General features: G+C 74.0%; 19 protein-coding genes. 2 read left to right on the forward strand and 17 right to left on the reverse strand.

From position 1 onward, the window contains the following. From OG737_RS34865 to OG737_RS34880, 4 genes are all read right to left on the reverse strand, one after another. Window positions 1-957 (reverse strand): aromatase/cyclase, encoded by a 957-nt coding sequence (locus OG737_RS34865; RefSeq protein ID WP_331723528.1) that lies wholly within the window; start codon window positions 955-957, stop codon window positions 1-3. A gap of 202 nt (window positions 958-1159) precedes the next feature. Continuing rightward, on the reverse strand, window positions 1160-1951 hold the full coding sequence (locus tag OG737_RS34870; RefSeq protein ID WP_328930724.1) for an ABC transporter permease: 792 nt from the start codon (window positions 1949-1951) through the stop codon (window positions 1160-1162). Continuing rightward, entirely contained in the window at window positions 1948-2916 is a 969-nt protein-coding gene (locus OG737_RS34875; protein WP_331723529.1) for an ATP-binding cassette domain-containing protein, read from the reverse strand. Before OG737_RS34875 ends, OG737_RS34870 begins: the two co-directional genes overlap by 4 nt. A 33-nt stretch (window positions 2917-2949) precedes the next feature. Further along, the gene (locus OG737_RS34880) at window positions 2950-3621 is read right to left on the reverse strand and encodes a DUF4097 family beta strand repeat-containing protein (protein ID WP_331723530.1); all 672 of its coding nucleotides are present in this window, start codon (window positions 3619-3621) and stop codon (window positions 2950-2952) included. Between the two features lie 222 nt (window positions 3622-3843). On the opposite strand from OG737_RS34880, the gene OG737_RS34885 reads away from it, so the two are divergent. After that, window positions 3844-4593: a helix-turn-helix domain-containing protein gene (locus tag OG737_RS34885; protein ID WP_328930727.1), complete on the forward strand. Its 750-nt coding sequence runs from the start codon at window positions 3844-3846 to the stop codon at window positions 4591-4593. 39 nt (window positions 4594-4632) lie between these two features. Here the strand turns inward: OG737_RS34885 and OG737_RS34890 are convergent, their stop codons facing one another. The 8 genes from OG737_RS34890 to OG737_RS34925 form a co-directional block, all read right to left on the reverse strand. Then, window positions 4633-5901 carry an FAD-dependent monooxygenase gene (locus OG737_RS34890; protein WP_331723531.1) on the reverse strand — a complete coding sequence of 423 codons (1269 nt, stop codon included), beginning with the start codon at window positions 5899-5901 and terminating at the stop codon, window positions 4633-4635. A gap of 16 nt (window positions 5902-5917) precedes the next feature. Further along, window positions 5918-6190 carry an acyl carrier protein gene (locus OG737_RS34895; protein WP_328930729.1) on the reverse strand — a complete coding sequence of 91 codons (273 nt, stop codon included), beginning with the start codon at window positions 6188-6190 and terminating at the stop codon, window positions 5918-5920. Between the two features lie 30 nt (window positions 6191-6220). Next, window positions 6221-7483 (reverse strand): ketosynthase chain-length factor, encoded by a 1263-nt coding sequence (locus tag OG737_RS34900; protein WP_328930730.1) that lies wholly within the window; start codon window positions 7481-7483, stop codon window positions 6221-6223. Then, window positions 7480-8748: a beta-ketoacyl-[acyl-carrier-protein] synthase family protein gene (locus OG737_RS34905; protein WP_328930731.1), complete on the reverse strand. Its 1269-nt coding sequence runs from the start codon at window positions 8746-8748 to the stop codon at window positions 7480-7482. Before OG737_RS34905 ends, OG737_RS34900 begins: the two co-directional genes overlap by 4 nt. A 131-nt stretch (window positions 8749-8879) precedes the next feature. Further along, complete coding sequence (locus OG737_RS34910; protein WP_328930732.1) at window positions 8880-9851, reverse strand: aromatase/cyclase; 972 nt, start codon at window positions 9849-9851, stop codon at window positions 8880-8882. After that, window positions 9851-10654 (reverse strand): SDR family NAD(P)-dependent oxidoreductase, encoded by an 804-nt coding sequence (locus tag OG737_RS34915; RefSeq protein ID WP_331723532.1) that lies wholly within the window; start codon window positions 10652-10654, stop codon window positions 9851-9853. Before OG737_RS34915 ends, OG737_RS34910 begins: the two co-directional genes overlap by 1 nt. Next, window positions 10651-12366, reverse strand: a complete 1716-nt coding sequence (locus OG737_RS34920; RefSeq protein ID WP_331723533.1) for an FAD-dependent oxidoreductase — start codon at window positions 12364-12366, stop codon at window positions 10651-10653. The genes OG737_RS34915 and OG737_RS34920 overlap by 4 nt, the downstream gene beginning before the upstream one ends. 72 nt (window positions 12367-12438) lie before the next feature. Further along, window positions 12439-14040 (reverse strand): class I adenylate-forming enzyme family protein, encoded by a 1602-nt coding sequence (locus OG737_RS34925; RefSeq protein ID WP_331723534.1) that lies wholly within the window; start codon window positions 14038-14040, stop codon window positions 12439-12441. A gap of 106 nt (window positions 14041-14146) precedes the next feature. Here OG737_RS34925 and OG737_RS34930 point away from each other — a divergent pair, with 106 nt between their 5' ends. Then, a complete protein-coding gene (locus OG737_RS34930) occupies window positions 14147-14608 on the forward strand; it encodes a nuclear transport factor 2 family protein (RefSeq protein ID WP_331723535.1) in 462 nt (153 codons plus the stop codon). A 12-nt stretch (window positions 14609-14620) separates the two neighbouring features. Here OG737_RS34930 and OG737_RS34935 read toward each other — a convergent pair whose 3' ends face one another. From OG737_RS34935 to OG737_RS34955, 5 genes are all read right to left on the reverse strand, one after another. Beyond that, window positions 14621-15889 carry a beta-ketoacyl-[acyl-carrier-protein] synthase family protein gene (locus OG737_RS34935; RefSeq protein ID WP_328930737.1) on the reverse strand — a complete coding sequence of 423 codons (1269 nt, stop codon included), beginning with the start codon at window positions 15887-15889 and terminating at the stop codon, window positions 14621-14623. Then, entirely contained in the window at window positions 15886-16647 is a 762-nt protein-coding gene (locus tag OG737_RS34940; RefSeq protein WP_328930738.1) for an alpha/beta fold hydrolase, read from the reverse strand. Before OG737_RS34940 ends, OG737_RS34935 begins: the two co-directional genes overlap by 4 nt. Window positions 16648-16691: 44 nt before the next feature. Next, window positions 16692-17513: an AfsR/SARP family transcriptional regulator gene (locus tag OG737_RS34945; RefSeq protein ID WP_328930739.1), complete on the reverse strand. Its 822-nt coding sequence runs from the start codon at window positions 17511-17513 to the stop codon at window positions 16692-16694. Between the two features lie 271 nt (window positions 17514-17784). Continuing rightward, a complete protein-coding gene (locus OG737_RS34950; RefSeq protein WP_328930740.1) occupies window positions 17785-18558 on the reverse strand; it encodes a 4'-phosphopantetheinyl transferase superfamily protein in 774 nt (257 codons plus the stop codon). Further along, window positions 18555-20219 carry a polyketide synthase gene (locus tag OG737_RS34955; protein ID WP_331723536.1) on the reverse strand — a complete coding sequence of 555 codons (1665 nt, stop codon included), beginning with the start codon at window positions 20217-20219 and terminating at the stop codon, window positions 18555-18557. Before OG737_RS34955 ends, OG737_RS34950 begins: the two co-directional genes overlap by 4 nt. Window positions 20220-20230: the final 11 nt, after the last annotated feature.

Here is a 20230-nt window from a genome sequence, read left to right on the forward strand (position 1 = left end):
TCAGAGGGTACGGACGGCGGATTCCGCGTGCTGGGCGGCGCGGCCGAGGGTGGCGACGCTGTTGCGGCCGAGCGCCTCGCGTACGTATGCACGGGCCTGGGCGATGTCGGCGTCCGGGCCCAGCACCTCGGCGATCGCCTCCTCGCGCAGCAGGACGCTGTGCCGCGAGACGGCGGTGACGCCGGTCTCGTCGGGGAACAGCGACCATTCGCCGGTGTGCGCGGCGAGCAGGCGCGGTGTCGCCGTCTGCTTGTAGACGATCCGGTAGGCGTGCGGGAAGCAGATCCGGACGGACTCCGTGGTGTGCCGCGAGCCGTCGCCCGTGAGGGTGTCCATGCTCAGCAGCTGGATGCCGGGCACGTCCTCGGTCAGATTGACGCGGCTGACGTGCGGGAGGTGGGCGGGCCAGTCGTCGACTCCGTAGAGGAAGGAGTAGACGAGCTCCGGCGGCGCCTTGACCGTGACGCGGTCCTCGAAGGTGAGGAGGAGGTCGTCCAGGCTCGCCCAGTTCTCGGCGGTCTCCTTGATCCGGTCGAGTTCGGCCCTGCTGTTGGTGTCGGTGGCGCGCGCCAGCCAGGCCGCGTCGTCGGGCCGGTCCTCGGCCACGGTGAAGTCGTGGTCGAGCGTGAGCCGGGACCGCGTGGCGCCGAGCTCGTCCACGCTCCAGCGCCCGCCCATGGCCAGCGCCGGGGCCGCCGGGGTCTCCTGCCGGAAGTCGACGCGGCGGGCCACCGGGTCCATGGCGCGGCGGGAGAACCAGGACTTCACCTGGCCGTTGGCGGTGACCCACATCTGGAACCGGTCCTCGGTCCCGTCGAAGTCGAGCCGCTCCACGTGCACGCTGGGCGGCACGATCAGCGGCCACTGGGTGGTGTCGGCGATCAGCCCGTACACCACGCCCGCGGGTGCGGTCACGTCCACCGTGTACGTCTTGTGGTGCACTCGCTCACCTGACATCGGCCCGCCTCTCTCGCCCTGGACTCACGAATGTGCCCGAGGCCGCCGGAAGCGGGGTGGAAGGCCGCTTGAGAGCCGGTCAGGGACGGCCGGGACCATGTCCTCCCCGCACACGAACGGGGCGGCGTACGTCGACGGGGTGTCGGTGTACGCCGCCCTCGGGTGGCACGAGTTGCGGGAAGCGCCCGCGTGGTCATGGCGGTTATTTCGGGTCGTGGTTGAACTTCGAGGTCGACCAGCGGTAGCCGAGCACGGCCAGGCCGATGGACCAGGCGACCGCGAGCCACCCGTTGTGGCCGATCTCGGTGCCGAGCAGCAGCCCGCGCAGGGTCTCGATGACGGGCGTGAACGGCTGGTATTCGGCGATCGGCTGGAACCAGCCCGGCATCCCCTCGATCGGGGTGAACGCGCTGGAGATGAGCGGCAGGAGGATCAGCGGCATGGCGCTGTTGCTGGCCGCCTCCGCGTTCGGGCTGGCCATGCCCATCCCGACCGCGATCCAAGTGAGAGCCAGGGCGAAGAGGGCGAGCAGCCCGAACGCCGCCAGCCACTCCAGGGCCGTGGCGTCCTTGGACCGGAAGCCGATGGCCACGCCGACGGCCCCGACGAGGACCACGCTGGCGAGCGACTGCAGGACGCTGCCGACGACGTGCCCGATGAGCACGGAGCCGCGGTGGATCGCCATCGTACGGAAGCGGGCGATGATGCCCTCGGACATGTCGGTGGAGACGGACACCGCGGCTCCGATGACGGTGCTGCCGATGGTCATCAGCAGGATGCCCGGAACGACGTAGGCGATGTACCCGGCGCGGCCGGCGGCGCCTCCGCCGATGCCCGCGCTCATGGTGTCGCCGAAGATGTAGACGAAGAGCAGCAGCAGCATCACCGGGGTGAGCAGCAGGTTCAGGGTGAGCGACGGGTAGCGCCGGGCGTGCAGGAGGTTGCGGCGCAGCATCGTGGACGAGTCGCGCACGGCGAGGGAGAAGGAACTCATCGGACAGCCTCCTTGGGCTGGTTGTTCTGGCCGGGCACGGTGGAGCCGGTCAGGGCGAAGAAGACGTCGTCGAGGTCGGGGGTGTGCACGGTCAGCTCGTCGGCCTCGATGCCGGCCGAGTCCAGCAGGTCGAGGATGGAGCGCAGTTCGCGCTGGCTGCCGTCGCTGGGGAGCTGCAGGGCGAGTGATTCGTCGTCCCGGGAGGCCTCGCGCAGTGCGGACGCGGCGCGCCGGTAGGCGGCCGGGTCGGTGAAGCGGAGCCGGACGTGCCCGCCGGGGACGAGCCGCTTCAGCTCTTCGGCGGTGCCCTCGGCGGCGATCCTGCCGTCGTGGAGCACGGCGATGCGGTCGGCGAGCTCGTCGGCCTCCTCCAGGTACTGGGTGGTGAGGAAGACGGTGACCCCGCCCGTGACGAGCTCGCGGATGATCTGCCACATGTTGTGCCGGGAGCGCGGGTCGAGGCCGGTGGTCGGCTCGTCGAGGAAGATGATCCGCGGGCTGCCGACCAGCGTCATGGCGATGTCCAGGCGGCGCTTCATGCCGCCGGAGTAGGTGGAAGCGGGCTTCTTCGCGGCCTCCGTGAGGTCGAACCGCTCCAGCAGCTCGGCGGTGACCCGCCGCCCCTCGCTCCTGGACAGGTGGTGCAGGTCCGCCATCAGCAGCATGTTCTCCTCGCCGGTGATCAGACCGTCCACGGCGGAGAACTGCCCGGTGACACCGATCCCGGCACGCACGGCCTGCGGGTCGGTGGCGACGTCGTGGCCGCCGACGTGGATCCGGCCACCGGCGGGGTCGGGGGAGATGAGGGTGGAGAGGATCTTCACGGCGGTGGTCTTGCCGGCGCCGTTGGGGCCGAGCAGGGAGAAGATCGTTCCTTCGGGGACGGCCAGGTCGACGCCGTCGAGGACGGTCTTGTCGCCGTAGGACTTGCGCAGCCCGTTCGCCGCGATGGCCAAGTTGGTCATGAGGGGTGCTCCTTCTACAGGCTGCGGGCGGTTTCAGAGGCTGCGGGCGGTGATGTCGCCGTAGGTGGTGGTCGCGTGGATGTTCAGGCCGGCGGCGGCGCCGTCGGTGTTGTTCAGTGCGTTGTGGATGCGGCCGTAGGAGGTGCCGGCGTCCAGGGAGGCGGAGACTCCGCGGGCGGCGCCGACCGAGATCTCGCCTGCCTCGGTGCGCAGTTCGACCGTGCCGCGCAGGGCCTCGGTGATGCGCAGGTCGCCCTTCTGGGTGCTGATCTGCGCGGGGCCGCCCAGGCGGCCGACCGTGATGTCACCGGCCTGGAGGGTGAGGCGGGCGCTGTCGGTCTCGTCGAGCTTGACGGTGGCCTGCGCGGCCTCGAAGGTGACGTCGCCGAGCCGGCCGACGCCCCGCAGTTCCGCGCTGGCCGCCTTCGCCTCGACGCGGGAGCCGGCCGGCAGCTGGACCGTCACCTCGACGGAACCGGAGTTGCCCAGGATCCGGTTCTTCGCCGCCGGGGCCGCGATCCGCAGGACGCCGTCGGCGTATCCGACCTCGATCTGCTCCGCCGCCTTCACGTCACGGCCCTTGGAGGCGTCCGCGGGCAGGACCTCGACCGTGGTGTCGGCCCGGTCCGCGGCGATGAACCGGATGCGCCCCGCGGGAATGTCCAGGACGGCGGCGACCGGGACGGCGGTGTCGAACTTCAGCATGGCGTTTTCCTTTGACTCGCTGTTTCCGATGAGGGAAAAGCTACGTTGCGTTCAAAGACTGGGCAACACATTCGTTGCGCAGAAATGCCATTACCGCAGGTGAAGGCCAGGAAATCGTTGCAACGGTCTAACGCCTAACGCAACAAACCCCACCCCATTCGTTGCAATGAATTGAAGGTGAACGCTATACTGGAGACACCAAGGACCACGAAGGAGACCGCGATGCCGGGAGGCAGACTCACCCAGCAGGAACGTCAGCAGATCGCGCTGGGACTGGCCGACGGCCTCGCCTACGCGGAGATCGCCAGACGCCTCGACCGCCCCACCTCGACCATCACGCGCGAGGTGATGCGCAACGGCGGCCCCACCGTCTACCGCGCCGACCTCGCCCACCGCGCCACCGAACGCCGCGCCCACCGCCGGCAGGCCGTATCCCGGGAGTCGGAGGCGGCCCCGCAGGCCCACGGGCGCGACGCCGAGGCCGTGCGCGAGTACGAGGAGGTGTTCACCACCGTCGTCACACAAACGGGCGCGCCCAAGATGATGTCCCGGGTGCTGGCCTGCCTCTTCACCACCGACTCGGGCAGCCTCACCGCGTCCGAACTCGTCCAGCGCCTCCAGGTCAGCCCGGCGTCCGTCTCCAAAGCGATCACGTTCCTGGAGAGCCAGGGCCTCATCCGCCGGGAACGCGACGAACGCCGCCGCGAGCGCTACGTCGTCGACGCCGACGTCTGGTACCAGTCGATGCTGGCCAGCGCCCGCGGCATCGCCCAACTCGTCGACACCGCACGGCAGGGCGTCGACGTCCTCGGCCCCGGCACCCCGGCCGCCACCCGCCTCGAGAACGTCGCCCGCTTCCTCGACTTCGTCGCCGAGAGCACCATCCGCGCCGCGGACCAGGCGCGCGACATCCTCCACACGAAACCCGGAACGACCACGGACAGCGCTGCCACGCCAGACCCGGACCGCTGACAGACAGACGGACAGACAGCCGCCCGCCTAAGCGGCCGCTTAGACCTTCGCGGCAGCGGGGCGGACGGTGAACAGGTCGGTCCGGACCCCGAGCGGATCGGTGCCGTGGGCGACCCTGCGGGCGATCCGGGCGCCGACCGGGGTGCGGCCGACGGCCGCGGCCGCCCAGGTGCGCGCGAAGTCCGCGAGCGGGCCGCCGCCCGCGCCGAACACCGCGCCGGTCTGGACCCGCTGCATCCGGTGCACCGCCTGCGCGACGGGCGAGCGCCGCCGCTGGTAGGGGGCGAGCCGCTCCCGGGAGACCTGGCCCGCGTTCAGCGCGTCGACCAGGACGGGATGCAGGGCGGCGGCGTCCTGAAGGGCCAGGTTGACGCCCTGGGCGCCGACGGGCCCGTGCGTGTGCGCGGCGTCCCCGAGCAGGACGAGGCCGTCGCGGGCCCAGTCCTCGGCGTGCGAGGCGAACACGTCGAGCAGGGTCAGCTGGGCCGGCGAGGACAGCTGTTCGTGCAGCAGATCGGCGAACTGCGGGAGCGTCCGGGTCAGTTCCCGGCGTACGTCGGTCATGCCCCGCGCGACGACGTCCCGCCAGCTGCCGTGCGGCAGGGTCCAGCCCACCCGCAGCCGGTCGGGATGGGACTCGTGGACGAGCACGACGCTGCCGCCGGCCCGGTGCACCCTGACCCTGCCCGTCGTGCGCCCGGGCGCGTGCAGCGAGAACCACACCGCGTCCTGGGCGAAGGCCTCCGAGCGCCCGGCGGCGATACCGGCGAGCGCGCGGGTCTTGGAGTACCGCCCGTCTGCGCCGACGACCACGCGGGCGCGGACCTCGGTGGGAGCGTGGTCGGGTCCGCGCGTGACCACTCCGGTGACCGGGGCGCCGGGGCGCTTCTCGACGAGCGACGCGAGCCGGTGGCCCTCCAGGTACGTGAACCCGGGCAGCGCACGGCAGGCATCGAGGAGTTCGCCGAGCAGGAAGGGCTGCGGCAGGGCCAGCAGGTGGTCGTACGGGGCGGGCAGGCGCCGGTAGTCGATGTCGAGCAGCAGCCGCCGCTCGTCCTGGACGACCTGGAACCCGTCCAGGACGCGCGAGCCGCGGCGCCGGGCCGGTGCCAGCACCCCGAGGTCGTCGAGGACGCGCTGCCCTCCGGGCTGCAGGATCTCGCCGTGGAAGTCCCGGCGGAAGGCGGTGGCCCGCTCGACCAGCGTGGTGCGCACCCCCGAGCGCAGCAGCATGAGGGTCAGGGCGAGGCCCGCGGGGCCCGCGCCGACGACGCACACGTCGCTCTCCCGTACCTCCGTTCCGCGCATGGCCCGCACGTCCATGTCAGACCGCGGCCCGGGAGGCGGACAGCGCCCGGTTGACCATGTCGAGGTAGCGGCGCGGGGTGTAGGCCTCGTCGAGCTCCTCCTCGTCGAGCATGACCGCGTAATCGCGCTCGACCCGGCCGGTGATCTCCAGCAGGGCCAGCGAGTCGTAGCCGAGGTCCCCGAAATCGCAGTCCAGGATGTCGCCGTCGAGGTCGGTCCCCTCGGCCTGGCCCGCGCACTCGCGCACCAGCCTGACCAGGTCCGCCAGTTCGATCTGCTCCTGTCCCATGGACGTCTCTCCTCTGTGTCGGTGGTGGTGTCAGGCGGCCCGGACGACGGCCGCAGCGTTGAAGCCGCCCCGGCCCCGCGCGAGTACCAGGACGGTGCGCAGCGCCACGCCCGTGCGCGGGGCGGTGGTGACCAGGTCCACGGGGCAGTCGGCGGCGGGCCGCTCGGTGCCGGTGGTCGGCGGGATCACCTGGTCGCGCAGGGCGAGCAGGGCCGCCGCCAGGTCGAGTGCGGCGCCGCCCGCGGACAGCCGCCCGGCCATGCTCTTGGGCGCGGTCACCGGCACCCCGTACGGTCCGAACACGGAGGCGATGGCCTCGGCCTCGGCCCGGTCGGCTGCCCGCTCCCCGGCGGCGTCGGCGAACACGAGGTCGACGTCGGCCGGTTCCAGCCCGGCGTCGGCGAGCGCCAGGCGCGCGGCGTCGGCCAGCCGCGGCCGCTCCGGCGAGGCGTCGAAGGTGGCCGCGTGCCCGGCCAGGCTCCCGTACACGTGGGCCCCGCGGCGCTCCGCGCTCCGCGCGTCCTCCAGGACGAGCAGGGCCCCGCCCTCCCCCACCACATGGCCCGAGGCGTCCTCGGCGAACGGCAGGTAGGCCCTGGCCGGGTCGTCGACGGTGGTCATGGAGCCGCCGGCGAGGTGCGCGGCCCAGCCCCAGGGACACAGGGCCGAGTCGAGGCCGCCGGTCACCACGAGCTGTGCGCCCTTGCGGAGCTGGCGGCGGGCGTGCGCCACCGCGTCGAGACCGCCGGCCTGTTCGGAGACGACGACGCCCGAGGCGCCGCGCAGCCCGTGCTTGATGGAGATCTGGCCGCTGTTGACGGCGTAGAACCAGGCGAAGGACTGGTACGCGCTGACGTGCTGCGGGCCCTGGCTCCACAGGGCCTGCAGTTCGCGGTGGCCGAACTCGAATCCGCCGGAGGAGTTCGCGGTGACCACGCCCGCCCCGTAGGCGGGCAGTTCCCGGGCGTCGGCGCCCGCGTCGTCGAGGGCCTCCTGGGCGGCGGCCAGCGACAGCCGGGTCACCCGGTCGGTCTGCGGCAGCAGGCGGCTGGAGACGTGGTCCTCGTCGACGAAGCCGGGCACCTCACCGGCCAGCCCGGCCGGGTAGGGGGAGGCGTCGAAGCGGGTGACGGGCCCGATGCCGCTCTCGCCGCGGAGCACGGCGGCCCACCAGGTCTCGGTGCCGAGCCCGCCCGGGGCCGCCACCCCGATCCCGGTGAAGACGGCGGTGGTCACGGGGGCCGCGGCGGTGTCGGTGTCTGCGGGGGATGCGGGGGCTGCGACGGCGTTCATGCGGCTGCTGCCTTCAGGCTCGGACGGGTGAGGATCATGGCGCTCTGGAAGCCGCCGAAACCGCTGCCGACCGTCAGGGCGGTGTCCGTGCGCTGTTCGCGGGCGGTGAGCGGGGTGTAGTCGAGGTCGCAGGCCGGGTCGGGCTCGTGCAGGTTGGCGGTCGGCGGCACCACGCCGTGCTCGATGGTGAGCGCGCAGGCCGCCACCTCCAGGGCGCCGACGGCGCCGAGGGAGTGGCCGATCATCGACTTGATCGAGCTGACGGGCACCTCGTGGGCGCGGGCACCCAGGCTCTTCTTGAACGCCTCGGTCTCGTGCCGGTCGTTCTGCTTGGTGCCGGAGCCGTGCGCGTTGATGTAGTCGACCGCGCCGGGGTCCAGCCGCGCCTCGTCGAGCGCGGCGCGGATGGCCTCGGCCATCTCCGCTCCGTCGGCCCGCAGCCCCGTCATGTGGTAGGCGTTGCTGCGCGAGGCGAAGCCGGAGATCTCGGCGTAGACGTGCGCGCCGCGCCGCCGGGCGTGCTCGAACTCCTCGATGACCAGGACGGCCGCGCCCTCGCCGAGTACGAACCCGTTGCGGGTGCGGTCGAAGGGGCGCGAGGCACTGGCCGGATCGTCGTTGCGCGGGGTGGTCGCCTTGATCGCGTCGAAGCAGGCCAGGCTGATGGGCGAGATCGGCGCCTCGCCGGCGCCCGTGACCATGGCGTCGGCGCTGCCCTCGCGGACCAGGTCGACGGCGTGCCCGATCGCGTCCAGACCGGAGGTGCAGCCGGTGGACACCAGGGAGACGGGCCCCTGGGCCCCGGCGGTGCGGGCGACCTCGGCCGCCATCGAGGACGGCACGAAGTAGTCGTACAGGTGCCGGGCGGCCCGGCCGTGGTCGACCAGCCACCGTCCGCCCCGGTCGCTGATGACGGCGTACTCGCGCTCCAGGGCGGTGGTGCAGCCGAGCGCGCTGCCCAGGGTGACCCCGCACCGGGCGGGGTCGAAGGATCCCGCCAGCCCGCTGTCGGCCAGCGCCTCGCGGGCGCTGACGACGGCGAACTGAGCGGCGCGGTCCAGGCGTTCGGCTTCGGCGGGGCCCAGCCCGTGCTCCAGCGGGTCGAAGTCCGCCTCGGCGGCGACCCGGGAGCGGTACGGCGCGGGGTCGAGGAGCGTGATGGCACGGGTGGCGGTCCGCCCGGAGGTCAGCAGGGACCAGAACTCCTTGGTCCCGGGCTTCCCCGGGGCGACGACCCCGATGCCGGTGATGACCACACGTCTCATCGCCTTGCCCCCACGAGTAGTTTCCGCTGACGCTCCTCCCGAGCCTCGACGACCGCGCTGGAGGCCTGCTGGAGCCGCCGCCCCGGCCCGATCCGTGTCCCGATGCGTGTCCCGGTCCGTGGGCCGGACCGTCAGCGCGGCGGCGCGGCGAGGCTCTCCGCGTGCCGCTTGGCGTACGTGAGCGTGGCGGTGCTGTTGCGCCCCAGCGCCGTACGGATGTAGTCGCGGGCCGAGCGCAGGTCGGCGCCCTCCCCCAGCACGCGGGTGATGGCCTCCTCGCGCACCACCACCCGGTGCTGCGAGATGGCGGTGGTCCCGTGCTCGTCCCCGGTCACCGTCCAGGAGCCGGTGTGGGCCTCCATCAGGGCCGGGGTGCGCGTCTGCTTGTAGACGATGCGGCCGGACCCGGGGAAGCAGACCCGCACCGATTCGGTGGTGTGCGCGGACCCGTCCGCCGTCAGGGTGTCCATCGACATCACCTGCACCGCCCCCCGCTCGGTCACGTCGAGCCGCGAGACGTGCGGCAGCAGCCGCGGCCAGTCGCCGACCCGTTCCAGGAAGGCGTAGACCGCCTCCGGGGGCGCGGCGATGTGCACGGTGTCCTCGAAGGACATCACCAGGGCGTCCAGCTGCCCCCAGCGTTCCCCGAGCCGGGCGAGGTTGCCCAGTTCGGCCCGGCTGTTGGTGTCGGTGGCCCGGTTCACCCACTCCACGTCCTCGGCCCGGTCGCCGGCCACCGAGAACTCGTGCAGCAGGGTCAGCTTCGAGCGCGCGGCGCCCAGCGGCTCCACGATCCAGGTGCCGGCCATCGCCGACAGCGGGGCCGCGGGTATCTCCTGGCGGAACTCGATCCGCCGGGCGGCCGCGTCCAGTCGGCGGCGCGAGGTCCAGGACTTCGCCTCGCCGTTGGCCGTGGCCCACACCGCCAGGTGCTCGTGCACGCCGTCGAAGGCGAGCCGCTCCACGTGGACGTTGGGCGGGAAGTACAGCGGCCACTTCGCCGCGTCCGCGATCAGCCCGTAGACCACGCCCGCGGGGGCGGCGACCTCGGTCGTGTGGACCGTGCGGTGGACGCGCCCGGTCTCCGGTGCCAGGGACGTCATCAGAAGTTCCCCAGACCGCCGCAGACGTTCAGCGCCTGGGCCGTGATCGAGGCCGCGAACGGCGTGGTCAGGTAGCCGACGAGACCGGCGACCTCCTCCGGGGTCGAGTAGCGGCCCAGCGGGATCTTCGCCTCGAACTCCTCCAGCACCTCGTCCACGGACTTGTCCCACACGTTGGCGTACGCGGCGCGCACCCGGGCGGCCATCGGCGTCTCGACGTACCCCGGGCAGACCGCGTTGACGGTGGTCCCGGTCGTCGCGAGCTCCTTGCCGAGCGACTTGGTGAAGCCGACGACGGCGTGCTTGGAGGCCGTGTACGGCGCGGCGAGCACCACGCCCTGCTTGCCCGCGGTGGAGGCGATGTTGATGATGCGGCCGTACGGGCCCTCGCCGATCCCGCCGTTGCGGAGCACCTCGCGGGTCACCAGGAACACGCTGTTGAGGTTGGTGTCGATGACCTCGTGCCACAGCTCGTCGGAGAGTTCGGCGGTCCGGCCGCCGCCGCTGCGCCCGGCGTTGTTGACCAGGATGCCGATGGGGCCGAAGGTCTCGACGGCCGCCGCGACGAGCGCGACGACGTCCTCCTTGTTCCGCACGTCGGCCGCCTTGCCCTCGACCTCCAGGCCCTCTTCCCGCAGGTCCTCGACGGCCTGCTTGACGGCCGTCTCGGTGCGGGCGCAGATGAACACCTTGTGGCCGCGCCGGCCCAGGTCCCGGGCCACGGCCAGGCCGATCCCGCTGGTCGCGCCCGTGACCAGTGCCACGGAAGTGGCGGGCACCGTCTGTTCAGTCGTCGCCGTCATCGTCGTCCCTCCAGGACTCGGGTGGTTGCCTCGACCGTGTCGGCAGGCGCTGGGGAGCCGACGGAGGAGCGCTGGAGAAGCACCGGGCCGAGCACGGACAGGGCCCGCTCCAGCCGTCGCCCGGTCAGCTCGGGGCCGCTCGCGGCCAGATAGCCGTCGGGGCGGATGAGCACCCAGCCGCCGGAGGCGAGGCCCAGCGCGTCGCGCAGCAGTCCGTCCGGGTCGGGCAGCGGCGCCGGCGCGGTGCCCGGGCGGGCGCCGACGGCCCGGACCGAGAGCCAGTCCCCGGCCACGCCGGCGGCGGCCTCGGCGGCCAGGCTCGCCTCGTCGCCGTCGGGCGCGTACAACAGCGTCCAGCGGGGGTCGCGCAGTTCGGCGTGGAGCGCCGTCGCGGCAGGGCCCGCGGGCAGGCCGGCCGCGATCGCGGCGGCGCGCGAACCGGTCGGCTGCCGCAGCCCACCGTCCGTGCTGGTCAGCGGGGAGTCGGGGTAGCCCAGCAGCAGCCCGGACATGCCGCCGAGCACCTTGCGCTGGATGGCGCGGCGCAGCGGCGGGGCGCCCCGCACGACGGAGAAGACGGCCGGGAGCATCACCCCGGCCAGCGCGTTCTTGAACTGCACCAGGAAGGTGGCCTGCCGGGTGGAGCCGAGCAGCTTGCGGCCGACGGGCACCCGCTCCTGCCCGTACGTGGCGAGCAGCGGCCGCCCCGCCTGGCCGCGGGCGACCATGGCGAGCTTCCAGGCGAGGTTGTACGCCTCCTGGATGCCGGTGTTCATGCCCTGGCCGGAGGCCGGGCTGTGCACGTGCGCCGCGTCGCCCGCCACGAAGACCCGGCCCTGGTGCATGGCGGGCACCATGCGCTGCTGGAAGGTGAAGACGGAGCTCCACTCGGGTTCGCCGACCAGCACCTCGCGGCCGAGTCCCGCGCTGAGCCGCTGCGAGAGGCGGGCGGCGCTCTCGCGCGCCTGGGCGGGGCTCGCGATGCCGGGGCCCGCGACGGGGGCGGTGTCGAGCAGCCGCCAGTGGCCCTCGCGCTGGTAGGGAACCATCATCAGGGCCTGACCGCCGGTGTGCACCCAGTAGATGGTGTCGGGCGGCAGGTCCATGGCCACCTGGGCGTCGGCCAGCTCCCAGGTCTCGCTGGACTCGCCGATCAGCGGCAGCCCGAGCTCCTTGCGCACGGTGCTGTGGCCGCCGTCGCAGCCGACCAGCCAGGCCGCCCGGTACTCCTCCGCGCGGCCGTCGCCGTGCTCCAGGCGGGCCCGTACGCCGCCCGGGTCCTGGCTGAAGCCGGTCAGCCGCACGTCCCATTCGACCGTGACGCCGAGCCGGCCGCAGGCCTCGCGCAGCAGTTCCTCGGTGCGGGTCTGCTCGATGACGACGGTGAAGGGGAAGCGGGTGGGCATCGAGGAGTAGTCGGCCTCCAGCCGCACCAGGCGCCGCCCGCCGGCGTACATCGTGAAGGCCTTGTTGTGCCGCCCGCTCGCGAGGACCGGTTCGGCCACTCCCATCTGGTCGAAGGTCTCGAGGGTCCGCGGGTGGACGGCGACCGCGCGGCTGGTGCGGGCGGGTCCGGGCGCCGCGTCGACGAGGCGTACGCGCACTCCGCGGCGGGCCAGTTCGTGGGCGGCGGTCAGGCCGACGGGGCCCGCGCCCACGACGAGCACCGAGGCCGGGTCCGGCACCGGCTGCCGTCCGACGAAGGTCACCATGGTGGTCGCTCTCTTCCGGGGGTCGAGGGGCGGAAAGGCCGGGGCAGGTGTCGGGGTGCAGATGTCCGGGCGTCAGACGGCGGCTTCGGCGGCCGCGCGGCCGCGCAGGGCCTGGCGCAGGGCGCGCCGTTCGGGCTTGCCCACGGGCGTGCGGGGCACGGCGTCGACGACCTCGACGCGGCGGATCCGCTCGAAGCGGGCGAGGCGCCGGTTGGCGCCGTCCACGATCGAGTCGAGGGTGTCGAGCAGGCCGGGTGCGGTGGGGTCGCGCAGGACGATCCCGGCCCAGGTGACGGCCCCGTGCACGGGGTCGGGCCAGCCGACGACCACGCAGTCGGCCACCCGCGGGTCCTCGGCTAGCACGCTCTCGACGGCGGTGGGCGAGACGAGTTCGTTGTCGTGCTTGAAGACGTCCCCGAGCCGGTCCACCAGGAACAGTTCGCCGTCCTCGTTGAGGTAGCCGACGTCGCCGGTGGAGAACCAGCCGTCCGGGCCGGCCCCGGAGCCGTCCGGGCCGTCCAGGTAGCCGGCCATCAGCTGGGGCCCGCGCACCTGGACCTCGCCGGTGGCGTACACGTCCATCGGGCGGCGGGTGTCCAGGTGCACGATGCGGCATTCGGTGCCGGGCACGGTCCGGCCGACCGAGCCGCGGTGGCCGCCGTCGCCGGGGCTCTGGCAGTGCGAGAGCGGGGAGAGTTCGGCCATCCCGTAGCCCTGGATGACGGGCACGCCGAGCCGGGAGGAGAGCGCGTGGGCCGTGGCGGGGGCGAGCGCGGTGCCGCCGGAGAGGACCGCGGTCAGCTCGGGCCCGGCGGGCACGCCCTCGGGCCGTGGGCCGGTGCCCGCGAGCATCCCGGCCAGCCGTTGCAGCCGGGCGGGCAGCCCGTAGTAGTGCGTGGCGCCGCTGCGAGCGGCCAGCGCGAGCGAGGCCAGCGGGTCGGGGTCGGCGCACAGGACCTGGCAGGCGCCCGCGAACACGGCCGAGTTCAGGTGCATGGTGTGGTAGAGCGGCAGGTGGTTGAGGGTGACGGAGCGGCTGTCCAGGTGGTGGGCGGCGGCCGTCTGCGCGGCGTTGGCGACCAGGTTGCGGTGGGTGAGCCGGACCCCGCGGGGCCGCCCGGTGGTGCCGGTCGTGAACTGGACGCAGGCGTCGGCGTCGAGATCGGGGCCGGGCCCGGTGAGCCCGGCGGGAACCGCAGCCGACGGGACGGCGAGGGCCACGGCGAGCGGGACGCAGTCCCCGGGCACCACGCCGTCGTCCGCGTCGGTCACCACGACCGCGCGCAGCGCCGGCAGCCGGTCGCGCAGCTTCGTGAGCACCTCGGCGGTGGCCGACGGCACGAAGGCGACCTCGACGGCGGCGGCCGTGAAGACGTGCACCAGCCCCGCCTCCCTGATCAGCGGGTTGACCAGCACGGCCGTACCGCCGCCGCGCATGGCTCCGTAGTACGCGGCGGGGAACTCCGGGCCGAGGACGCCCGCCACGCCGATCCGGGCTCCGGGGCCGCCGGCGAGGTGGGTGACGCACGCGGCGAACCGGTCGGTGAGGGCGTCGAGTTCCGCGAAGGTGGCCGCGGCGGAGGCCGTGCGCACGGCGCAGCCGTCCGGGTCGCGCTCGGCGGCGCGGCGCAGCAGGCCGTCCAGGGGCAGCTGAGGGTACGCGAATCTCGGCACGGCACGCTCCTCCTGATCGGACTGACCGGATGAGTCCCTACGGTCGGTCCGGGCGCTTGAGGAGGGTTCGAAGAGTGCTCGATGTGCCGTGCAGAGGCTGTACACCATGACCACACCCACCGAAGCGACGGACCGGTCCGCCCACGAGCAGCCCGAGTTCGGTGTGCTGTACGCCGAGATCCAGCAGTTCTACGCGCACCAGATGCAGCTCTTCGACTCGTTCCTGGCCGAGTCGTGGGCCGGTACGTTCACCGAGGAGGCCGTCTTCGACGTGCCGACGCTGCCGCACCCGGTGCGCGGGCGGGCCGGGCTGGTCGCCTGCGTGCGGCACAACGAGGAGGCGGCGCGGCGGACCGGCGAGCGGCTGCGGCACTGGCTCGGCATGCTCGACGTACAGCCGCGGCCCGACGGCACGGTGCACACCCGCGCCTACGCGCTGGTGTACTTGACCCCGACCGGCGGGGAGCCCACGGTGCACCGGGTGTGCGTCATGGAGGACACGCTGGTGCGCCGCCGCGGCCACTGGCGCACCGCCCACCGCGTGGTCTCCCGCGACGACCTGCGTTGAGGACGACCGGCGTCAGACGCGGGTCACCACCAGCGCGCTGTGCGTGCCGCCGAAGCCGCTGCCCACCGTGAGGGCGGTCCGCACGCGCTGCTCGCGCGCGGTGAGCGGCGTGTAGTCGAGGTCGCAGGCCGGGTCGGGCTCGTGCAGGTTCGCGGTCGGCGGCACCACGCCGTGTTCGACGGCGAGCAGGCAGGCGGCCACGGCGAGGGCGCCGAGCGCCCCCAGCGAATACCCGATCATGGAGGCGACGGCGCTGACCGGCACGTGGTGCGCGTGCGCGCCCAGGGCCCGCTTGAGGGCCACCGTCTCGTGGACGTCGCCGCTGCGGGTCCCCGAGCCGTGCGCGGCCACGTGGCCCACCGCCCCGGGGTCCAGGCGTGCCTCGTCCAGCGCGGCGCGGACGGCCTCGGCGAGATCGGCGCCGCCGGCCCGCAGCCCGGTCATGTGGTAGGCGCTGCTGCGCGAACCGAACCCGGCGATCTCCGCGTACACGTGGGCGCCGCGGCGCCGCGCGTGCTCCAGCTCTTCCACCACGAGCATGGCCGCGCCCTCGCCCAGGACGAACCCGTCACGGGTGCGGTCGAAGGGCCGGGCGGCGCCCTGCGGATCCTCGTTGCGCTGGTGGGAGGCGATGCGGACGGCGTCGAAGGAAGCCAGCGTCATCGGCGAGATCGGCGCCTCGCTCCCCCCGGCGACCATCACGTCGGCGCCGCCCTCGCGGATCAGGTCGACGGCGTGCCCGATCGCGTCCAGGCCCGAGGTGCAGCCGCTGGACAGCAAGGACACCGGGCCCTGGGAGCCGACGGTACGGGCCACCTCGGCGGCCATGGAGGAGGGCACGAAGTAGTCGTACAGCCGCTCCGCCACCCGCCCCGGCTGCGACGCAGGGCAGCCGGTGGCGCGGCCCGCGGCGGCGGCGAACTCCCGGTCGAGGGAGCTCGCGCAGCCGAGCGCGCTGCCCAGGGTGACCCCGCAGCGCAGCGGGTCGAGTCCCTGCGGCCCGCCCGGCCCGCCCAGCCCGCTGTCGGCCAGAGCCTCCCGGGCTCCCGCCACCGCGAACTGGGCACCGCGGTCGAGCCGCAGGGCCTCGGCCAGGCTGAGCCCGCAGCCCAGCTCGTCGAAGTCGGCCTCGGCGGCGACCCGGGAGCGGAACCCGGAGGCGTCGAAGCGGGTCAGGGCGCGGGTGGCGGTCCGCCCGGAGGTGAGCAGATCCCAGAAGCCCGGCACACCGACCCCGCCCGGCGCGACCACGCCCAGGCCGGTGACGACGGCCCGCCTCACCGGCCCCGCGCCACGGCCGGCGCGGGCGTCGCCGCCCGCTCCACGACACGCGCGGCCCGCCCGATCAGCCGGGGCAGGGCCTTGTCGCGTACGAAGAAGTGCCCGCCCGGGACGGTGCGGTGGGCGAACGGGCCGGTGGTCCAGCGCGCCCAGCCGGCCAGTGCCTCGGGGGTGCCCAGCGTGTCCTCGCGTCCGGCGACGGCCAGGACCGGCACCGGGAGCGGGCCCGCGTCCCCGGGTTCCCGGGCCGCGGCGCGCAGCGCTCCGGCGAGCCTGAGGTCGTCACGCAGGACGGGGAAGACGGATCGGTGCCACAGGTCACCGGGGGCGGTTCCGGCCGGCACCGCGTCGAGGGTGTCCAGGACTTGGAGCAGTTCGGCGTCGGGCAGGTCCGCGCAGGTCGCGAGCGCGGCAGGCGCGTCGGGCGGCGGCAGGGCCCCGATCGCGAGCAGGGCGGGCAGCGGCAGCCCGCACGCGTGCAGGTGCCGGGCCAGGGTGTAGGCGACCATGCCGCCGAGGCTGTGGCCGTACAGCACGTACGGCTCCCCCGCCCGTACGGCCGTTTCCACCAGCGGGGCCAGGTCCGCCAGGAGGGCGTCCCGGTCGGTCACCCGTGCCTCGCCGCGCCGCCCGTCCCGCCCGGGCAGCAGCCACGCCTTCGTCTCCACTCCCGGCCCGACCAGCCTCGGCCAGCGGTGGAAGGCCGAGACCCCGGCCCCCGCGTGTGCGAAGCACAGCACCCGTACGCCCATCCCCATGCCCTTCTGTGTCGAAATCCGGTCCGTCGTCGGCCTGTCGCGCCTTACGCCGCGTACAGGTTGAAGGTCGAGCCGCGGCGCGGTCCCGCGGGCACGTCCAGGGCCGGGTCGACGGCGAGCATCGCATGGTGCAGCCGCTGCAGCTGCGGCGAGGGCTCGACGCCGAGCTCCTCGATCAGCCGGGCGCGGAGCCTGCGGTAGATGTCGAGGGCGGTGGCCTGGCGGCCCGAGCGGTAGAAGGCCACCATCGCCTGCGAGTGCAGCCCCTCGTGCTGCGGGTGGCGGGCGATCATCTCCTTCAGTTCGGCGAGGAGTTCGGTGTGCCGGCCCAGCCGCAGGTCCACGTCGATGCGCCGCTCGGTGGTCACGAGCCGGCTCTCCTCCAGACGCATGACCTCGATCTCCAGGATCGGCCCCACCCGTACGTCGACCAGCGCGTGCCCCTGCCACAGGCCGAGGGCCCGGCGCAGCAGCACGGCTGCGGTCTCGTCGTCCCCCTTGTCGAAGGCACTCTGGCCGCTCGCGACCAGCTGCTCGTATTCGTGGACGTCCACGGACTCCGGCGGCATTTGCAGGAGGTAGCCCCCGTGGCGGGTCGCCAGCAGCTCCTTGGCATTTCCCGGGGCCCCCGGACCCATGGCCGTGCCGAGCCGCCGGCGAAGTTGAAGTATGTACGTCTGGAGGGTGGTCAGCGCGCTGTGCGGAAGCTGCGTCCCCCATATTTCTTCCATAAGCGTCGGTACGGGCATGACCCGGCCAGGGTAGAGCGCGAGCAGCGCCAGGATCTGGCGCGGCTTCCTGGCGGTCGGAACAATCGAGCCCCCGTTGACCTCGGCACTCAACGGACCCAGAACCTGAATCTTCATGGTCTCCTCCGTCACTAACGTCGAGTTCCCGTCGATTTCCAGCCTTCGACTCGTGCACGGTAGCGGGACCCAGGGAATAGCCGCCAAAACCTTGAGCAGCCGTCGAGCGGCCTTCCAACCCATTGAATTCCGGACCCCTTCCGACCCGGCGGAATGCCTAATTCAGGGAGTCGGCCCGGCATTCCGGTTATCACCTCCGATTCAACCGGTACTCGATATCTCCTCGAATTTTCGGGGGAAGTCGAGAACTGGCTGAGAGGCGGGGGGTGTTTCAGGTCAGGGCGAGGACGCGGGGCGTGGCGCGCCCCCAGGGGAATCCGGTGCGCAGGTCCGCGGCGGGCGACCCCGCCCCGGCCGGCGTGCCGGTCTCGACCGCGACCGCGGCGACGGTCTCCGCCGCCGGCTCGAACTCCAGGAAGCGCCAGCGGTCCGGCCGGCCGTCCCCGGCCACGGTGAGGACCGGCGGACCGTCTTCGTCCGCCCGCGTGAAGGCGTACTCCTCCTGGGCCGGGCCCGGGCCGAGGCCGAGGCCGCGCGCTTTCGCGTACGCCTGCCTGAGCGTCCACAGCCGCAGCGCGCGGCGGGTGCGCGAAGGCCCGGCGGGCGCGCGGGCGATCCAGTCCCGCTCCGCCCGCGCGAAGCCCTCGGCGATGCTCTCCAGGGCGGCCGCGCCGCGGCCCGTGTGCTCGACGTCCACGCCGATGCGGTGGCCGCGGGCCACGCCCACGAGCGTGTGGGCGTGGGTGCGGGACAGGCTGAAGTCCAGCGCCCCGCCGCCGCGCGGCAGTCCTTCCGCCGGGGGCCGCAGGAAGGGCCGTCCGTGCGCGGAGCGCCGCAGGTCGGCCTCCGCCTCGGGGATTCCGGTCTCCAGGGCCAGGACCCGGCGCAGGAGCGTGTGCGCCACGAGGTACCGGCGCCGGTCCCGTTCGAAGTGGAACCGGGTGGCGGTCTCCTGCTCGTGGGCGTCGAGCCAGTGCGCGGCGAGGGTGGCGGCGAGCCCCGGGGCGAGATCGGCCTCGGGGCAGAACCAGAGGCTGACGCTCACCGTGCCGGCAGCCACAGGGGGGTGCGCAGCAGCGCGGACGGCGGCATGGGCACCGAGACGGCCCCCGCGCCGGGTACGGCCTCCAGCGCGGCCCAGTCCACGTCCACCCCGGACAGCCACAGGTCGCGCAGCTGTCCCAGTCTGCCGCCGTGCCACAGGGCGGCGAGGTAGCCGACGGTCTCGGCGGCCTCGCCGAGTCCCATCGGATCCCGCTGCCCGCCGCGCAGGTCCACGCACGAGGCGTCCCCCAGCACCCGTACCAGTTCCTCCGCGCCGTGCACGACGACGGCGATCCGGCAGTCCATGGCCGCGCGCCCGGCCCGCAGCCCGCGCGCCACCGCCGCGATGCCCGGTACCTCGTACCCCGCCCGCAGCCACTCCGCCAACCGCTGTGCGGTGGCCTTCACATGGCGTGGTGTCGGACCGGACAGCACCACCAGCTCCGCGCGTCCGGCCGCGCGCGCGGCGCCGTCGTACTGCGACGGCGCCGGCAGGTACTCCTCCAGCACCACCTGGGCGTCGACTCCGCCCGCACCCCGCAGGCCCGCGACCGCGCGGCGGGGCTCCGACGGGTCCGGATGCGTCCAGGGCTCGGCGACGGCGCGGCCGGGTGCGGGGACCAGGACGCCGTGGCGCAGCTGGAGGACGGCGCGCACGAGCAGCGCCAGTCCGGTGGCCGGCCCGCTGCGGCCCACCGAGGGCTGCGCGCAGGCCGCCGTCTCGCGCAGGCCGAGGCCCTCCTCGGTGACCGAGGCCCGCTCCAGGGCCGCCCCGAGCATCCCGGACTCCGCGTGCGCGGCGGCGCTGCCGCGCACGACGGCGTGGACGGTGTCGCCGTCCGCGAGGGCCCGTTCCAGCGGCTTCAGCAGTAGCGCCCCCACCGCCTCGCCCGCCCCGGGCCGCAGGCTCCACCGGTGCAGCAGCAGGTGGACGCCTCCGACGAGGGCTGCCGCGCACTCCCCGCGCTCCAGGGCCGCGAGCGCGAGGTGCAGCGCCGTCGGCACGGAGGCCTCGGCGGTGTCCACGCACTGGCTGGGTCCCGTCAGGCCGAGCACCCGGGACACACTGTTGGCCATGTCCCAGTGCCCGCCGCCCGGTTCCACGCCCGCCTCGGCGGCGAGCAGCGGCCAGTCGCCCTCCCCCGCGCCGACGAACACCCCGACGCCGCGCGCGGTGCCGTCGGGGGCGCGCAGCGCGTCGAGCCGGGTGCCGGTGCATCCGGCGTCCTCGAACGCCTCCCAGGCCGTCTCCAGCAGCAGGCGTGCGCGCGGGTCGGTCAGCGCGGCCTCCCGCGGGTCGAGCCCGAAGAACTCCGCGTCGAAGTCCGCGACCCGCTCCAGGTAGTGGCCGGGCTCCGTGCCGGGCCGGCCGGGCGGCGGCGCGGCGGCCGCGCCGCGGCCGGTGCACAGCAGCCGCCAGTACGCCGCGAGGTCCGGGGCCTGCGGAAAGCGGCCGGCCATCCCGACGACGGCCACGGGGGCCTGCGCCGCCGCCAGGTCCCGCGCGGCCGGTGCGTACGGCACCGAGGGCAGTGCGGGCATCTGCGGCGAGCCGCCCGCGAGCGCGGGGGCGGCGGCCACGGCGGGCGTCAGCAGCGCGACCGCCTGCCTGCGGTCCAGGGTCCCGTCCTTGAAACGGGTCAGGATCTCCCGCTCGTCCATCCCGGTTCGTC

The sequence above is a fragment of the Streptomyces sp. NBC_00122 genome (genome assembly GCF_045160845.1).
Taxonomy (GTDB): Bacteria; Actinomycetota; Actinomycetes; order Streptomycetales; family Streptomycetaceae; genus Streptomyces.

Excerpts from the sequence above, each read along its gene's own strand:
- OG737_RS34865 (WP_331723528.1), bottom strand. The coding sequence starts at position 957 with ATGTCAGGTGAGCGAGTGCACCACAAGACGTACACGGTGGACGTGACC.
- OG737_RS34870 (WP_328930724.1), bottom strand. The coding sequence starts at position 1,951 with ATGAGTTCCTTCTCCCTCGCCGTGCGCGACTCGTCCACGATGCTGCGC.
- OG737_RS34875 (WP_331723529.1), bottom strand. The coding sequence starts at position 2,916 with ATGACCAACTTGGCCATCGCGGCGAACGGGCTGCGCAAGTCCTACGGC.
- OG737_RS34880 (WP_331723530.1), bottom strand. The coding sequence starts at position 3,621 with ATGCTGAAGTTCGACACCGCCGTCCCGGTCGCCGCCGTCCTGGACATT.
- OG737_RS34885 (WP_328930727.1), top strand. The coding sequence starts at position 3,844 with ATGCCGGGAGGCAGACTCACCCAGCAGGAACGTCAGCAGATCGCGCTG.
- OG737_RS34890 (WP_331723531.1), bottom strand. The coding sequence starts at position 5,901 with ATGCGCGGAACGGAGGTACGGGAGAGCGACGTGTGCGTCGTCGGCGCG.
- OG737_RS34895 (WP_328930729.1), bottom strand. The coding sequence starts at position 6,190 with ATGGGACAGGAGCAGATCGAACTGGCGGACCTGGTCAGGCTGGTGCGC.
- OG737_RS34900 (WP_328930730.1), bottom strand. The coding sequence starts at position 7,483 with ATGAACGCCGTCGCAGCCCCCGCATCCCCCGCAGACACCGACACCGCC.
- OG737_RS34905 (WP_328930731.1), bottom strand. The coding sequence starts at position 8,748 with ATGAGACGTGTGGTCATCACCGGCATCGGGGTCGTCGCCCCGGGGAAG.
- OG737_RS34910 (WP_328930732.1), bottom strand. The coding sequence starts at position 9,851 with ATGACGTCCCTGGCACCGGAGACCGGGCGCGTCCACCGCACGGTCCAC.
- OG737_RS34915 (WP_331723532.1), bottom strand. The coding sequence starts at position 10,654 with ATGACGGCGACGACTGAACAGACGGTGCCCGCCACTTCCGTGGCACTG.
- OG737_RS34920 (WP_331723533.1), bottom strand. The coding sequence starts at position 12,366 with ATGGTGACCTTCGTCGGACGGCAGCCGGTGCCGGACCCGGCCTCGGTG.
- OG737_RS34930 (WP_331723535.1), top strand. The coding sequence starts at position 14,147 with ATGACCACACCCACCGAAGCGACGGACCGGTCCGCCCACGAGCAGCCC.
- OG737_RS34940 (WP_328930738.1), bottom strand. The coding sequence starts at position 16,647 with ATGGGGATGGGCGTACGGGTGCTGTGCTTCGCACACGCGGGGGCCGGG.
- OG737_RS34945 (WP_328930739.1), bottom strand. The coding sequence starts at position 17,513 with ATGAAGATTCAGGTTCTGGGTCCGTTGAGTGCCGAGGTCAACGGGGGC.
- OG737_RS34955 (WP_331723536.1), bottom strand. The coding sequence starts at position 20,219 with ATGGACGAGCGGGAGATCCTGACCCGTTTCAAGGACGGGACCCTGGAC.